Origin of the sequence: Enterococcus sp. 2201sp1_2201st1_C11_2201SCRN_220225 (genome assembly GCF_040925905.1) — a bacterium.
GTDB lineage: Bacteria > Bacillota > Bacilli > Lactobacillales > Enterococcaceae > Enterococcus_C > Enterococcus_C asini_A.
This window is the reverse complement of sequence record NZ_JBCOJC010000003.1, coordinates 66,623-83,405: the sequence shown is the minus strand read 5'-3', so window position 1 is coordinate 83,405 and position 16,783 is coordinate 66,623. Positions and strand designations below refer to the sequence as shown.

Genomic DNA, 16,783 nt, shown 5'->3' with positions numbered 1-16,783 from the left:
TAAACTAATCTAAAGGAGTAATTCTCATGAAAAAAGGCTTTGTATTTGATTTAGACGGCGTGATTACAGACACAGCGAAGTACCACTTTATTGCTTGGCGAGACCTTGCCAAAGAAATCGACATTGATGTAGATTTGAAATTCAACGAACAATTAAAAGGCATTAGCCGAATGGATTCTTTAGAACGAATTCTTGTTCACGGCGGACGTAGCGCCGACTTCACCCCGGAAGAAAAAGCCGCTCTGGCAGAAAAGAAAAATACTCATTACGTAGAATTATTACAATCTTTAACACCAGCTGATCTATTACCTGGTGTGCAAGCCTTTTTAGATGCTGCAAAAGAAAACAATGTCCCTTGCGCCATTGCTTCCGCTTCTAAAAATGCACCCTTTATTTTAGGGAAACTAGGCGTAGCCGATCGTTTTGCGGCCATTGTGGACCCAGCAAGCCTCAAGAAAGGCAAACCAGATCCTGAAATCTTTGTCAAAGCGGCCGAACTCCTAGGTTTGACACCAGAAGAATGCGTAGGCTTTGAAGATGCTCAAGCCGGCCTTGATGGCATTAAAGCTTGTGGCATGTTTGCAGTGGGCGTTTTATCCGGTGAACCTTTACACGGTGCGGATATCACCGTACACCAGTTAACCGAATTAAACATTCCGGAATTGTTACAAAAATAAGTTCTGTGATTGTTTTCCCTGACAAAACTCTCTATAATGAAATTCGAATAGTTAAGGAGGTTGCGCCATGAATAAGTTTCGCGAGATATTTTTGGATCTCGAACAAAAAATCGTCAATCAAGAATACCCACCTCAAAGCTTGCTTCCTAGTGAGAATCAGCTAATCCAAATTTACGGTGTTTCACGTGAAACGATTCGAAAAGCGTTGAACCTGTTGAAGAACTCCGGTTACATCCAAAAGAAACAAGGAAAAGGCTCCATTGTCTTGGATATGAACCGCTTTGACTTTCCCATTTCTGGTCTAACTAGTTTTAAAGAATTGCAAAACGCTCAACATATCCCCAATGAAACTACCGTAGCAGAACTGCGGAAAATCGCCGTCTCCCCTAAGATTCACGAGATTACCGATTGGCCAGTGGCTTCTGAAGCTTGGAAAATCATTCGCCAACGAAAAATCGACGGGGAAGTAGTCATTCTTGACCGGGATTATGTCAATGCCCAAATCATTCCTGAGATTCCTGAGAAAAAGGCTATGGATTCCTTATTTCAGTATTTTGAAAATGATTTAGGACTAGAAATTTCCTATGCTCAAAAAGAAATCACCGTGGAACCGGTGAACAAAGAACTTCGAGATTTAATGGATTTAACCGCCGAAGATCAACACGTGGTAATCGTTCGTAGTTTGGTCTATTTAGAAGACACTCGCTGTTTCCAATATAGCGAATCCATTCACCGCTTGGATAAATTCCGCTTTGTGGATTTTGCTAGACGGCGGAAAGTGTAAAAGCTCAATTTAAAAAGCCACTGATGCTGAATTAATTTTCAACATCAGTGGCTTTTCTTATTCTTCCAAAACTTCTTCTGCTAGGGAAGGACCCTTGTTTTTACCTCGCCCCATTAGCAATAGCAATTGCAAAACGGCTAAATAGAAACTGCCGGCTTTAGGATAAGCAAAATAACAACCTTGCCAAAAACTGGCAAAGGAGTTTTTCCCTTGATAATTCAAGCGAAAATCATAAAAGAGATTGCCATAATTATAAATAATGTGCATCACTCGCTCTTGGAAAAAAGCAGTAGGGGCTTCTCCCACATGGGCTAATGGCACCATATTTAAGTCGACATAGCGAAAAGCGGACTTTTGCCAAGTAATCAACATATTCAAGACTAAAAAACCAGCTGCTTCTTTTGGCACTCCGGTTTTTAGCCGTAGCAAGTCGTAAGAAACCCAGCGTTTGCTAATAGGCTGTTCGGTGATAAAGCCCACTATTTGATTTTGTTGGTCTCGTAAGACGCCGACTGGAGCAGCCAGAAGATAATCCACATCAAAGCGACCACTGGCAAAGTTCTTCTCAGCCTTCCCTTCTAACCAATCTTCCGAAACGTTCCGTAAAGCTGGCAATAAATCCAATGGCAGTTGTTGATAATAAGTAAAGTGATACCCTTGAGTAGAAATTTTTCGGAAAGCTTCTCCTTTACTGAAATCATTAGGCTGAGCTAAATCCAACGCCCCGCTCTCACCGATCTTGGTGAAGTCAAAACCTAAGTCGTGTAGGGTCACTACATAATCCTCACTGACTTTGTAGAAGGCCAATTGATACCCGTAAAGATCGGCTTCTTTTACGAAAGCTTGAGTGGCAGTCCGAAATAAACTAGCCTCGCCAATGGGATTGCCCAATACAAACAAGCGATTGCCTTTGATTTGGAAGCCAAACGCCACTTGATCTTCCCCTTCTGCTTGGTAGTAATACATCTGGTAGCCCAAAGAGAGGCGATGGCTGGATTTGGTGCCGGAAAATCGGGTTAAAAGTGCACTAAAGCGATAAGGATCAAAGTCTTCCCCCACTTGATGTTCGCTAATGGCTAAGTATTGCTGCAAGCCAAACAACACCAATAATGATAAGGCTAAACCAATTAATCCGGCCAACCAGATTTCTTCTGAAGGGAATAACACAAAACGTCCCCCTAAGATTTCGTTGTTCCACCAACTTCCTCGGTGAACCCCCGCCACTCCATAGACGACTAGCAATGTACCAAATAACAAAGCATCAAAAATCATTGCTCCCCAAGAATAGACAAATTTTTCTCGATAAAACTCTTTCCGAGACAGCCAAACGAGGAAAATCACTCCACAATAGACTACAAATAAATGTGGCGATTGGGTGCGGGTAATGGTATTTAAAATACCAAATAACAAAACCACTAGAGTTGGAAAATAAGCTTTTTTTACTTTCCCATAGAGCCCTCTGCCCAAACCGATTAACAAAAAGCCCACTAATAAATTCAAGGTCTGATCGAGAAAATTAAAGGAAAAAGGCAATAAAAACCGGAAAAAACTGCTAATGGCGGATAAATTTTTTACTGTAGCTAATAAAACCATCAAAATTCCCGAAAAATAAACTGCCACCACCACGATAAAATGAGCAATTTTTTGCAATACTACCCGAGGCAGATTGTCCAAAAAACGATTTAAACGCACGCTGCTGCGGGTTACAAAGAGGACAATACCAGAAAGAAAAGGCACCAAATAATAAAACATACGATAATACAATAACCAAACTAAGGTCTGATTTTGAGAAAAGCCCAACTGGCTCATCCCCAAGATCATCATCACATCAAAAGTCCCCATACCCCCAGGCACCATGGTTAACATCCCAATCAACGTGGCGATTAAAAACATGGGATAAACATCGGCTAAAGGAAAATTCAAACCCATTAAATAACCAATGGCAAGAAATACTCCCAAAGCACCACTCCATTGACAAAAAGAAATCGTCACCAGTTGGAAAACGCCTTTGGGAAATAAATCAGCAAATAACCCTTTGCGCCGTAAATAAGCTAATAACAACAAGGCCGGAGTCAATATACTACCTAAAATTAACCAGAGCCAATAACTGCGAAACTGGGAGTGCCAGCCCAAACCAAAAATCTGAATGGCCAAAATTAAAGCCCACAAAGACAAACCCGTCACCATAAACAAAGCCACTTTGGAAACCACAGCTAAAATTTGTTTGCGTTCGGTGCCCTTGGCGTAAAAGTTTGCCCTAAGACTGGCACCTACCACTCCCCCAAAGCCAGCTAGATTGTTAATGGTATTTGTGGTCCAAGCCGCCACAAAAAACTCTCCTGAGCCCATTTTAGGTTTTCCTTGGGCTTCTAAAGTCTTCACTGTCACCCAGTCATAACCTAGCATGGGTAAGACTGCTAACAATCCTAAGACTGCCATTAGCACCAATGTCCACGTATTTTGCTGACTAATGGTTGCTGTCACTTCCTGCCAACTCATGCCGTGGGCGATATTAATCACTTGATTGGCGACAAAAATCAAAATCGAACCGAAAAACAGCAAGCGCAAAAGCAAACTGTGTTTTTTTAAACTAGCAAAAAACCGCTGTAGGGTCTCTTTCATCAAATCCCCTCCTTGAAGTAAATGTTACTTGATTCGCTCAATTTTGCCAAATCATATCAGACATTGAGTAAGGCTAAATAGTCAGCCTCCGTGTAATCATGAACCGAAACAGCTTTAAGGATAGCTCTTGATAACACCTGGGCAGCCAGAATCCCTACCAAATTAAGATCAGCTGAAATACCGCCGAGAGAAAAAGCATAGATTGTATCCCCATCTGCCATAGTATTCACCGGATTAATCGAGCGGGCCAAGCCACTACGAGCCATGGCGGCAATTTTATTCATCTCTCCTTCATTGAACTGCCCGTTAGTGAAAACTGCCGCCAATGTCGTATTGGTACCTGTTTGTAAGGGATTCATTTGTTGATACAACTCTTCTTCTGTAGATAAAAAACTTTGGCGATCAGCGGCTAAAAGGCCAGCGACTTGTTGCCCCTGCTCCCAATCAAAAACGTCGCCAAAAGCATTGACCACTACCATCACGCCAACTTGCAATTTTCCTAATTGAACAGCATGAAAGCCAATGCCGGACTTTTGACTTTGACCCATACCGTACAGTTTGCCCACCGTAGCCCCAGTCCCGGCGCCTTGACTCCCATTTATCGGCTCTTGATTACGCTCTGCATCCAGACAAGCTTGATAAGCCATTTTAGCATCTGGGCGCACTTTCCCATTTCCAAGATTTAAATCAAAAATATCTGATTGCACTACTAAGGGAACCACACCGCCAGGAACCGAAAAGCCAATTTGCCGTTCCTCCAAATACTTCATAACTCCATCGCTAGCCCCTAATCCATAGGCGGATCCCCCAGCAAAAACTAGTGCATTCAACGATTTGGTATCCGTATAAGGGGATAATAAATGGACTTCCCGACTAGCTGGGCCCCCACCACTGACATCAATTCCTCCTACATTTTCTCCGTCAAACATTGCCACCGTCACGCCAGTCATTCCTTTTAAATCCTGAGCTTGTCCAAAGCGAACGCCTTCAATATCTGTTATCTTAATCTCCGTTAATTCCTTCATGATGTGCTCCTTGTTGCGATTTTTTCTTTTAGTATAGCATTATCTCCAAGAAAGGCTGAACGAACTGGTTCAACTCTCGAGAATGAGGACAAGACATCGACACGTGATGCTCTTTATCATGAGCCGGTACCCGCTTAATTTTAAAGAGAGATCGTTTATGAAGCCAAAACTACAAAAAAATCCCCAAAGCGCTAGGCACTTTGGAGATTGATTTTTATTTCGCGTAATCCACTGCCCGGGTTTCCCGAATAACAGTGACTTTGATGTGCCCTGGATAATCCAAGTCATCTTCAATTTTCTTGCGGATATCCCGTACAAGACGTACCGCATCCAAATCAGATATTTCTTCTGGTTTCACCATAACTCGTACTTCTCTACCAGCTTGGACGGCAAAGCTAGATTCAACTCCGGCAAAGCCATTGGAAATGTTTTCCAAGTTTTCTAAGCGGCGAATGTAGTTTTCCAAGGACTCACTACGAGCACCTGGTCGAGCGGCAGATAAGGCATCTGCTGCGGCAACCAAAACGGAAATAACGGAGGTTGCTTCTACATCACCATGGTGAGAAGCGATGGCATTGATGACCACTGGGTTTTCTTTGTATTTGGCAGCTAATTCAGCACCAATTTCCACATGGGAGCCTTCGATTTCATGATCCAGTGCTTTCCCGATATCATGTAATAACCCAGCTCGTTTTGCCAACTGTACATCTTCGCCAAGTTCGGCAGCTAAGACGCCAGAAAGTTTGGCAACTTCGATGGAATGGTTCAAGACATTTTGACCGTAGCTGGTTCTGAAACGCAACCGTCCTAAAATCTTGATTAAATCTGGGTGCAAAGTATGTGCGCCCACTTCAAAGGCTGCTTGTTCCCCATATTCCCGAATTCGTTCATCCATTTCTTTCCGAGATTTTTCTACCATCTCTTCAATGCGAGCTGGATGAATCCGCCCATCTTGAATTAATTTCTCCAAGGTCATGCGGGCGATTTCCCGACGAATCGGATCAAAACCGGATAAGACCACTGCTTCTGGCGTATCATCGATGATCAAATCAATCCCGGTCAAAGTTTCCAAAGTACGGATATTTCGACCTTCCCGACCGATGATGCGACCTTTCATCTCATCATTTGGCAAGGATACCACTGAAACGGTATTTTCTGAAACCGAGTCGGCCGCACAACGTTGGATAGCCAATGACAAAAGATTTTTCGCCTTGCGATCTGCTTCTTCTTTAGCCCGTTGTTCAGATTCTTTCACCATTAATGTTAATTCATGGTTCAGTTCTTCTTCCGTCGATTTCATGATGATTTCTTTGGCTTCATCTCGAGACAAGGCAGCAACTCGTTCTAGTTCTCGCTGTTGTCCTTCAATCAATTTTTCGACTTCTTGTTCTCGCTCGTCAATTAATTGCTGTTTTGCACTAAGTTTCCGCTCACGATCCTCCAGGGAGTGCTCGCGCTTTTCGATGGTATCGTCCTTACGATCCAATACCTGCTCTCTTTGGAGTAAGCGATTCTCTTGTGATTTGATTTCAAGTTTGCTTTCCTTCAACTCACTTTCGATTTGCCCGCGATACTTCTGGTTTTCTTCCTTAGCTTCCAACAATGCTTCTTTTTTTAGAGTTTCCGCTTCTTTTTTGGCATTTCTCAAAATACCCTGTGCGGAATTTTCTGCCCCGGCCAATTCTTGTGCATGAAGTTTTTCCTGTTTATTTTTGGCGTAGACGTACCCTGCTAAAAGACCAACAATTAAACCGATGATAGCGAGGAGAATGTAAAATCCCATTTAACCCACCTCCGTACTATCGTATTTAGTTATTCTTGTAGTTTTTTGATAAACTATTTTCAATCATTATCAACATGCCTACAGTCGCATGCGTGCAAAGTGCACAACTTTATTCTAATGTTTGTGACAGGGACTGTCAACTTTTAAAAAAAGCGCTTGATAGGTGAAAATACTATGAAAATCAAGTTTTCTAGCCTCTGCAAAAAAAGAAAGCCCACGTCATTTTTTACTGTAATTCTCTTTTAGGTTAAGTAGCTGATTTTACTTGATTTCGGCTAGGCAAATGCTCTATGAACTCTTAATAGTGTTATCAAAAAAGTAGGTGGCGAGTTGTCTCACCACCTACTTTTTGATTAGTCTTCTGTTAATGGTAATTCTTCTTGTCCGCTAACTTCTGGTGTGTCTTTTTCATCCCCGATACCATAGGCTGCCCGAACCAAAACATTCAGCTCTTCTTTCATCTCAGGATGTTCCTTCATGTAATTCTTAGCATTGTCTCGTCCTTGACCGATGCGATCCCCGTTGTAGGAATACCAAGCACCACTCTTGTCTACGATGTCTTTTTCCACCGCCATATCCAAAAGTTCTCCTTCTTGGGAAATCCCTTGTCCGTACATAATATCGACTTCGGCTAGTTTAAATGGTGGCGCTACTTTGTTTTTCACGACTTTAATCTTGGTACGGTTCCCGATAATATCGGTACCAGACTTCAATTGCTCTGCCCGGCGAACTTCTAAACGGATGGTAGCGTAGAATTTCAACGCCCGGCCCCCAGGTGTAGTTTCTGGATTACCAAACATAACGCCGATTTTTTCTCGAATTTGGTTGATGAAAATCGCAATCGTTTTGGTTTTATTGATAGAGCCAGAAAGTTTCCGCAATGCTTGGGACATCAAACGAGCTTGTAAGCCCATGTGAGAATCCCCCATTTCCCCTTCGATTTCTGCCCGAGGTACTAAGGCCGCAACGGAATCCACCACTACGATATCGACGGCCCCACTGGAAACTAGAGCATCCGCAATTTCTAAACCTTGTTCTCCCGTATCTGGTTGAGACAAGAGCAATTCATCAATATCCACCCCAAGTTTTTGGGCATACAAAGGATCCAAGGCGTGCTCGGCATCAATGAAAGCCGCCGTCCCACCAGATTTTTGAACTTCCGCAATGGCATGGAGTGCCACGGTAGTTTTACCAGAACTTTCTGGTCCATAAACTTCGATAATGCGCCCGCGAGGATAGCCCCCAACACCTAATGCCACGTCAAGAGCCAATGAACCACTAGGAATCACAGCGATTTGTTGGTCAATTTTTTCCCCAAGTTTCATAACGGCACCTTTGCCGTAATTCTTTTCAATTTTCTTCAATGCAGCATCTAAGGCTGTTTTACGATCATCTGCCACTGGATGGCCTCCTTATTTTTAAGCATCCGCTCTAAAATCATTTTAATGTATATTCATGATAGCCTGTCCGCGATAAAAAAGCAAGAATAAAGCGAACATATTTTCGTATTTCTTTAGAAAGCTTAAGAGTCTATTTTCTCGGCCAATAGTGCCCGGCGCAATAAGTCTAAACCCGCCATGACAGCACTGTGTCGCACATAAGCCCGGTCTCTGGTAAAGTGGTACAAACAGCTCTCTACCTTGTCTTTTTGCGCCAAGGCAATCCAAACGGTGCCCGCTGGCTGTCCTTCTAATGCATCCGGTCCGGCGACTCCGGTAAAGCTCAATGCAAAATCTGTCTGCGCCTGATTTCGCGCTGAGAGGGCCATGGCTTCTGCACACTCCTGACTCACCGTGCCAAATTCTTCCAGTAAGGCTGGATCGATTCCTAAAAAGTGCGCCTTGGTCTCAGCAGAATAAGTCACAAAGCCGCCTGGGAAGACTTCTGATACTCCAGACACATTGCCCAACACGCTTTGAAATTGTCCCGCAGTCAAACTTTCCGCAGCCGTAATCGTCTTGCCTTGTTCCTTTAGCAAATTCACCACAACTTCCTCTAAGCTTGTTTCCTCCCCGTAGCCGTAGAAATACTCCCCAACTCGGTTCATTATCGCCTCCTCTGTCTGATCCAACAGAGCTATCCCTATCGCTTTCTCCTTACACTTCACCGTCAAACGCACCGTTACTTCATTTGGCTTCGCATAAGGGGCAATTGTCGGATTCGTCTGTTCATCAATCAAGTCTGCCAACTCTGTCACCAAGCGAGATTCCCCAATCCCGTAAAAGCGCAAAACCCGAGATAACAACTGCTCCTTTTGTGGCATTGCTTTCGCCAATAACGCTTTAGCGTGATGCAAAAACATTGGCTTCAACTCGCTAGGAGGTCCGGGTAACAAAAGATACGCGGTCCCTTGTGGTTTTTGATAAAAAATTCCACTGGCTAATCCCGTGTCATTGGATAGCGCTTGGCCATGTTCAAAGACTAAGATTTGGCGTAGATTATTCGGTGTCATCTGGCGCTTCGCTTGGGTAAAGAAGGCCTGTAATTTTTCTAATCCTAGGGCATCTTCTACTAACTGTTCACCTACAAATTCCGCCACCACATCTTTGGTCAAGTCATCTGTAGTGGGCCCTAACCCGCCACACAGCACCACTAAATCGCTCCGCTGGTCTGCTACTTGCAACAGCTCTGCCAGCCGTCCCCCATTATCTCCTACCACGCTGTGATGATATACTTCAAATCCCATCCCTGCCAATTCTTCCGATAAAAATGTAGCGTTGGTATTGGTAATCTGACCTAATAATATTTCTGTGCCTACTGCAATGATTTCTGCTTTCATGTTTGGCCTCCTGGATATAAGTAACTATTAAACTCTTTTAACAATCATTTTTATCAAAATTTCTTCTACTCATTATTATCTGTTTTCTCTTTTAAATCAATGCATGTTTGCGAAATACTCCCAACCATACATCAAAGACACCGCAGTAGAAATACCGCGGTGTCTTCTTACATACTATGAAAATAGTTGAATCAAAAAGCCGGATAAGATTAAGACGAGAGCGCCTCCGAGACGATTGCCCATTTGCGCAAAGGCGATTAAGTTCATCCGATCAGCCGCACTTAATACCGCAACATTACCGGTACCACCCATTGAATTATTACAGAAGCCCGCGGTAATGGCTGCCTCCACAGGGTACAAGCCGAATAGTTTGCCCACAAAGCCTGCCACGACTGAAATCGTGATAACACTTGTTAAGCACAAAACTACAAATTGCCAAGTAAAGGCATCCGCTAGCACGTTTAAGTTCAATAAAGCAATCCCGATACCTGCCAAGACCGCCGCCGTCAAGTTTTTCACGATTAATTGATTGAACATCGTTGCCGCATCTTCATAATATTTTGGTAGCAAATTGCCGACTTTACAGATGACCACAAAAATAATGATAAAAGCATACGCGTGAATTTTTGGTACAAAGTAATTGCCAATTTGACCTAGCATAAAGAAGGCTAGTGCCACCATTAAACCCACACCCATTTGTTGGATATTAAGTTTTACAGGTTCGCTCTTCGTATCGCCCAAATCACCCTTGGCCATCATTTCACCATGGCCGTTTAGTTTATTTCCTGATTGACCAATCCGCGCGGTCAAAGCAGCGCCGATAATGGCCAAGACATTGGTCATGGCTGTGGCAGGAATCAAGCGAGAGATGACATCTGCCGCATCCGTGTGCAAGAAACTACCATAGATAGTTGAAAGTGGTACGGCTCCGGCGCCAACCCCACCGGCCATAGCAGGTAAGGAAATGTATAAGACTGAGTTGCCAAAGCCATTGCCAATCAACATTCCTACAAGACCTACGGCTAAGAAGGAAGCAATCATAGAAATCAAAGCTACTGGGATAAAGCGAACAGAAGCTTTAATCAATAAGTCACGATTCATCCCTAAAATCGCACCGGCAATCAAAGCTGCAATGTAGAAATCTAAAAAGCCCATATCTGAAACAAAATTTTTGGTGGAGTCCACCACTTCTTTTGGTAAAATTCCAAAGGTCGCAATGGCCGCCGAAGCAAAGATGGCAAAGACGGAACCACCACCTAAATAATCTTTTACAATGGGAATTTTCGTACCCATGTAATGGAACAAATTACCCAAGATTACCAAAACAGCAATCGGTCCCATCATGGTTGTCGGTAATTTTCCTAAGGCAATGACGACGATTAAAATCGCCACAATCACGAGATACAACGGTAAAGAGATACCGCTGATTTTGGTCTCCCAAAACCAGCCACTTCTCTTTGAAGTTTTTACATCATTTTTCATTTTTCTTATCCTTTCCCGAATCGACCTATGCTTCTGCCAAATCAGTATATTCAGGCACCCATTTGGCTTGATCCACTGCTGTTTTCACATCATCAATCGGTTCACGATTCAATTCTTGAGATAAGACGGAAGAGACAACTGTTTCGGCAATTGTATGGGAAAATTCGTTAATCTTCGAAACAGGAGGCAAGATAGAAGCCCCTGGTTTGGTTACATCAACAATACCACCTAATGCATGGCTGGCATCGGAAATTGTTTGGCTGGTTACTCGCATGGCAGTAGAAGCAATCAGTCCTAAACCTAAGCCAGGATACATTAACGCATTGTTTGCTTGCCCGATTTCGTAAGTAACACCATTGTATTCTACATTCGCAGCTGGAATCCCTGTCCCGATTAAAGCGCGGCCTTCTGTCCATTTAATCAAATCTTCCGCAGTTGCCTCCGCTAATTTTGTTGGGTTGGACAATGGCATAATGATTGGCCGTTCTGTGTGGGCAGCCATTTCCTTCACGATGCTTTCGGTAAAGGTACCCGGTTGAGTCGAAGTCCCAATCATGATCGTAGGATGAATGGCTTTTACGACTTCTTCTAGACTAGTCAAAGCTTCACTGTTGGCAAATTCACTCCGTTTTCTTGCAAATGGTGTTTGGCCAGAAGTTAAGTCGTCCATATCGTCAAACAACAATCCTTGTTTGTCCACTTGATAGAAATGAGTACGAGCTTCTGCTTCGGGAATACCGGAACGAACCATTTCGTCCAAAAGAATTTCCGCAATCCCGACACCGGCTGTACCAGCACCATAGGTTAACACGATTTGATCTTTTAATTCCGCTTTAGAGATATTCAAGCCACCAAGCACGCCGGCCAACACAACAATCCCTGTTCCTTGGATGTCGTCATTGAACGTGGTGATTTTATCTTGATATTTTGCTAGAATATTGGCAGCGTTGCCCCGGCCAAAGTCTTCCCAGTGTAACAATAATTCAGGGAAAAGTTCTGTGGAAGCAGAAACGAATTGATCGATAAAGTTCATGTATGCTTCTCCTTGAAGACGTTCATGGCGATTGCCTAGGTACAATGGATCATTGATCAAGACTTGATTATTGGTCCCAGCGTCGATGGAGACAGGCAAGACTTGGTTTGGGTTAATACCGGCTGCTGCTGTGTAAACCATTAGTTTTCCAATGGCGATGTCCACACCATTGACACCCCAGTCACCCATACCTAAGATACCTTCAGCATCAGTTGCGACTATGAGACGAATGTCACGACCATCCGCTGCATTTTGCAAAGTTGCTTTGATATCTTCTGGCGCATCTACAGAAAGAAAAGCTGCATCTTGTGGTTTGACAAAGATTTCATTGTATTGTTCGATGGAATCGGCAACCACTGGATCATACACGATTGGCATAAATTCAACTAAGTGTTGGCCCATTAATTTGTAGAACAAAGTGCGGTTCGTATTAAAAATATTCATCAAGAAAATGCGTTTTTCTAAATCACTTGGTTTGCTTAAATATTGACCATAGGCTTGGACGGATTGTTGTTCCAAGGTTTGTACCGCAGTTGGCAACATCCCAATTAAGCCATATTTTTTCCGTTCTTCCTTAGTAAAAGCTGTTCCTTTGTTTAAAAATGGATTGTTCAATAAATTAGCGCCTGTTAACATTTGTTTTTCCTCCTAATTCTTGTCCTTCATTACGTTGGCAAGTATAGGTCCATAAATATCTTATAGTCAAAACCAAGGAAAACGATAAAAATTATTTATATGAAAAATTATCTGTCTACTAAAAAATCAAGACATTTGCTATAACTGAAATTACGGGGTACGATAAAAATTATTTATATGTATTTTGGAGGAGCTATGAACTTTAAAGACTTGGAATACTATCAGCACTTGGTTTATGAAAAAAGCTTTTCAAAGGTTGCGGACTTTTACCAAGTCAGTCAGCCCACGATTACTTATGCTATTAAACGCTTAGAAACCGAATTAAATGTGACCTTATTCGAACGGGATCATTCCCATAAAAATATCAACTTAACTCCGGCAGGCCGGCAGTTTTCCCAGCACGTGAACAAAATTCTCCGAGAATTACGGATTGCCAAAAGAGAGATGAGCCATTTCAATACCGAGCAGATTACCTTTAGCCTGCCGCCAATCATCGGCAATTGCTATTTTCCGAAGTTGTCGAAACAATTACTCGACCAAGATATTCTGCAACATTTAAAAATCATTCACGACGGCTCTGAGAACCTACTCCGGCAAATTCGCTTAGGGCAAATTGACATTGGCATTATCGGCTCTATTAATCCCCTCACGGAAGATGATTTAAAATCCAAACTGCTGAAAGAAAAGAAATTCCAAATCATTGTGGCGAAAAATCACCCGTTAGCCTCGAAAACTCAAGTAGCGTTTTGTGAATTACTCGATGAAAACTTTGTACTCTTAAGTGAACGCTACGTCCATCTCTACGCTTTCCAGCAACTCACGGCCACCAGTGGCTTTGAATCCCATGTTGTTTATCAAAGTGACGACTTGCAAATTTTAAAAAGCAGGATTAAAGATGGCGTTGGCATTGGCTTTCTAGCAAAAATCGCCATCCAACCGGAAGACAATCTCTTGACCATTGATCTGATTGATGATAATCAACCCCTTTTTTATATTTCCATGGTGCAAAAAAGCGCTGAAATCTCTACACTCCTGCACAAAATTTTTATGGGATTAATTAGAAGAATTTTTATGGAAGACTTGGATAGTTAAGCCCCCCACACCGAGTTACAGATAGGAATTGTAGGTTGATGTGGGGAGGGTTGTACATCGATAAAAAAATTCATCCACTTCAATCTATTGTGCTCTGATTTCCGTATCTTATCTTGATTAATAAACACAATATCAGATTAATCTTAGGAGGATGAATATGGAGGCAAAACAATCTTTTGTAAGAGTAACAACCGGAGACATTGAAGACGATAGTAAAACAATCAGTATGGAAATTAGTGGTATGTCAAAAATGGCTGTATATCATCAGGATTTACTATTTGCAGCTGCAATCAGTATCTTAGAAACAACTGATCAAAAAATTTTCTATGAAGAAGGCTTGGAGAAAGAATACTTTGATTTGATAGCACGACTTCACGAAGCAGTATCTTATTTGGAATAACAAAGAAAGGCCTAGTTACTCAATCAAGAGTAATTAGGCCTTTTCTCGTCTACTGAATACCAATCAAATAACGATAAAATTTAGAATCTAAAGGGTGCTCCAAAAGAAACTCAGCTTCTACGACACTACGCCTCGTGCCATCTTGAGTTGGTTTCATAAGCTCATGAATCGTCTCTCGAATTGGATTGACAGTTCCCATAAAATAGAAATCTGTTCCCTCATCATCTGATTTTTTGATAAACATGTAAATTTCCCAGTCAGTTGGTTCAAGTAATATTTTTACTTCTGGAGAATTGATCGTCCTAGGTGACTTTGTGTAGTAAAGAATATGTTGCGGGTCTATTATTGTATCTTCATAGGCCATCCTAGCTCCTTTGAAATTCTCGCCTTTTTCTAAGGTCATGAAGATGACAAACTTTCCGTCCTTATACGTATAGCCACCAATATTCTGATCAACCATCTGTTCTTGCCAATTCAATAATCGTAAGACGTCTCTTCTGCGGTACTTTTTATATAATGTCAATGGTTGCTCTGCTTCATATTCGGCGTTCTTTATCAAAGCAGCCTCTACCAAATCATTTACCAAGAAAGCGTAGTAACTATTTTTCAGCGCTCGTTCAAAAACTGTACTGCGGAAAATTTTTTCATCATGGTAGCCAATCAGCTCCGCTCCCGAGTAGTTCTTCCTACTGGTCCCTGTATAAAACGCCAACGATAAAGTACGTAGAACAGAATCCAACGTTGCCGAGTCTGAGCTTAACCCTTCCGCCATTAACAATCGACGAAAATCAGTCATTGTTACGACAGATTTCTTTAGTAGTTCTTTCAATAATAGCAACTCATGACGGCGCATCCCTGGCAACAATTCCCTTGACACAAACATCAACTGCTTATTTTCTTCTGGTGCGATCATTCCTTCGTTTTCATTCATTTTTACCAGAAAATCATAATACGAGCTGTATTTAGTAGCAATGATTAACGGATCCACTACACCATGTTCTAGAAAATCTTTCAAATAGGGAACTCTGTTAATGCGATTTTTCAAATTTTTAAAAATCTCTCTCAATGATTTCGCATCATCGAGTTTTATAGCGTCAATGGATTGATATATACGCTCTTTTGCAATGACTTCAAAATTAACTGATGAAAGGCCTGTGATATAGGTAGTATCAAAGGTGTCTTTGCGAAGATTATTTTTATTACGAGTAATATCGCCGGATAAAGCCATAGGAATCAGATAGTTGTTTTGATAGTTACCGATAAAATCAATAATCGTCACAAAATCCTTAGATGGATCTTTTCGCAGGCCACGACCTAATTGTTGAATAAAAATGATGCTTGATTGTGTGTTACGTAACATAATCACCTGATTAACTTTAGGAATATCAATTCCTTCATTAAAAATATCAACAGTGAAGATATACTGAATTTTCCCATCCTCCAGCTGTTCCACAACCTGCTCTCTTTCTTCTATGCTGTGATCACCGGATAAATAAGCTGATTTAGCATTTTGTTCGTTAAACAGCTGGCATAGTTTTTGTGCTTCTTCTTTGCGACTACAAAATACCAAAGCTTTCGGATCATTTCGAGAACAACCATAGTAGTTGATTTTTTTCAATAAAAATTGTACACGTTCGGTATTGGCTAAATATCGCAGTTCGGTCGATTCAGTAATCGTTGCATAATCGGTAACGCCAAAATAATGAAATGGGCAAAGCAAATCTTCTTCCAGAGCTTCTTGTAAACGTATTTCATAAGCAATATTATAGTCAAACAGTTCAAAGATATTAAAATCATCAGTTCGTTCTGGTGTTGCTGTCATCCCTAAAAGAAATTTCGGATCAAAATAATCAAGGACTTTGAGATAAGAAGTCGCCCCCGCTTTATGTACCTCGTCAATTAACACATAATCAAAGGATTCACGTGCAAATTGATGTAAGTATTTATCCCTTGAAATACTTTGAATGATCGCAAATAAATATTTTGCTTGTAAATCTTTCGCTGTTCCTGACAAGACCCCATAATCACTCGCCGGCCCTCCTAGGATGCGTCGAAAGGATTCTTTAGCTTTATTCAAAATTTGTTCCCGGTGAACAATGAACAGCATGTGTTCCGGCCTTACCTGAGCCACATCAAAACCTGCTAAATAGGTTTTCCCGGTTCCAGTAGCCGAAATGACCAATCCTTTTCGTTCGCCACTCTCCCGTAGCTCTTTTAAATTTTGTAAAGCTAGTTGTTGCATTTTATTGGGATAAACATAACGCTCCTTTTCTGGAACATCTGGATCGATTAACATTTCCACTTGTTCTACTTTTAGCTGTGGCTTGTATACCTGCTCATATCTAGTAATCCATTGTTTCGTCAAGGGAATTGCTTGTTCCCACTCCTCGTCTAAATAGTTGCGAATATCTGAAATGATTTCTCCATGATCTCGAGTAGTCAGCAAAATATTCCATTCATAGTTTAGTTT

The 16,783-nt window shown here is 41.8% G+C and carries 12 protein-coding genes; 4 read left to right on the top strand and 8 right to left on the bottom strand.

Annotated elements, in window-relative coordinates; translation table 11 throughout:
• Positions 1 to 26: 26 nt before the first annotated feature.
• A complete protein-coding gene (gene pgmB / locus AB5754_RS01765; protein ID WP_368250463.1) occupies positions 27 to 677 on the top strand; it encodes a beta-phosphoglucomutase in 651 nt (216 codons plus the stop codon).
• Positions 678 to 744: 67 nt separating this feature from the next.
• On the top strand, positions 745 to 1,461 hold the full coding sequence (gene treR / locus AB5754_RS01760) for a trehalose operon repressor (protein WP_311834659.1): 717 nt from the start codon (positions 745 to 747) through the stop codon (positions 1,459 to 1,461).
• Positions 1,462 to 1,518: 57 nt separating this feature from the next.
• On the opposite strand, the gene mprF is transcribed toward treR, so the two are convergent.
• The 7 genes from mprF to AB5754_RS01725 all read right to left on the bottom strand — a co-directional run bounded on the left by mprF (position 1,519) and on the right by AB5754_RS01725 (position 12,821).
• Positions 1,519 to 4,083 (bottom strand): bifunctional lysylphosphatidylglycerol flippase/synthetase MprF, encoded by a 2,565-nt coding sequence (mprF, locus tag AB5754_RS01755; protein ID WP_368250462.1) that lies wholly within the window; start codon positions 4,081 to 4,083, stop codon positions 1,519 to 1,521.
• Positions 4,084 to 4,139: 56 nt separating this feature from the next.
• Positions 4,140 to 5,108: a P1 family peptidase gene (locus tag AB5754_RS01750; protein WP_311834657.1), complete on the bottom strand. Its 969-nt coding sequence runs from the start codon at positions 5,106 to 5,108 to the stop codon at positions 4,140 to 4,142.
• Positions 5,109 to 5,322: 214 nt separating this feature from the next.
• Positions 5,323 to 6,891 carry a ribonuclease Y gene (gene rny / locus AB5754_RS01745; RefSeq protein WP_368250461.1) on the bottom strand — a complete coding sequence of 523 codons (1,569 nt, stop codon included), beginning with the start codon at positions 6,889 to 6,891 and terminating at the stop codon, positions 5,323 to 5,325.
• Between the two features lie 353 nt (positions 6,892 to 7,244).
• Positions 7,245 to 8,291 (bottom strand): recombinase RecA, encoded by a 1,047-nt coding sequence (gene recA, locus AB5754_RS01740; RefSeq protein ID WP_311834655.1) that lies wholly within the window; start codon positions 8,289 to 8,291, stop codon positions 7,245 to 7,247.
• A gap of 122 nt (positions 8,292 to 8,413) precedes the next feature.
• A complete protein-coding gene (locus AB5754_RS01735; RefSeq protein WP_368250460.1) occupies positions 8,414 to 9,670 on the bottom strand; it encodes a competence/damage-inducible protein A in 1,257 nt (418 codons plus the stop codon).
• A gap of 174 nt (positions 9,671 to 9,844) precedes the next feature.
• Positions 9,845 to 11,152 (bottom strand): 2-hydroxycarboxylate transporter family protein, encoded by a 1,308-nt coding sequence (locus AB5754_RS01730; protein WP_368250459.1) that lies wholly within the window; start codon positions 11,150 to 11,152, stop codon positions 9,845 to 9,847.
• A gap of 25 nt (positions 11,153 to 11,177) precedes the next feature.
• On the bottom strand, positions 11,178 to 12,821 hold the full coding sequence (locus AB5754_RS01725; protein WP_368250458.1) for a malolactic enzyme: 1,644 nt from the start codon (positions 12,819 to 12,821) through the stop codon (positions 11,178 to 11,180).
• A gap of 195 nt (positions 12,822 to 13,016) precedes the next feature.
• On the opposite strand from AB5754_RS01725, the gene AB5754_RS01720 reads away from it, so the two are divergent.
• Both AB5754_RS01720 and AB5754_RS01715 read left to right on the top strand, forming a co-directional pair.
• Positions 13,017 to 13,913 carry a LysR family transcriptional regulator gene (locus AB5754_RS01720; RefSeq protein ID WP_368250457.1) on the top strand — a complete coding sequence of 299 codons (897 nt, stop codon included), beginning with the start codon at positions 13,017 to 13,019 and terminating at the stop codon, positions 13,911 to 13,913.
• Positions 13,914 to 14,070: 157 nt separating this feature from the next.
• Positions 14,071 to 14,313, top strand: a complete 243-nt coding sequence (locus AB5754_RS01715; RefSeq protein WP_368250456.1) for a hypothetical protein — start codon at positions 14,071 to 14,073, stop codon at positions 14,311 to 14,313.
• A gap of 49 nt (positions 14,314 to 14,362) precedes the next feature.
• Here the strand turns inward: AB5754_RS01715 and AB5754_RS01710 are convergent.
• The coding region (locus tag AB5754_RS01710) for a DUF3427 domain-containing protein (RefSeq protein WP_368259441.1) at positions 14,363 to 16,783 on the bottom strand (2,421 nt) is incomplete at its 5' end.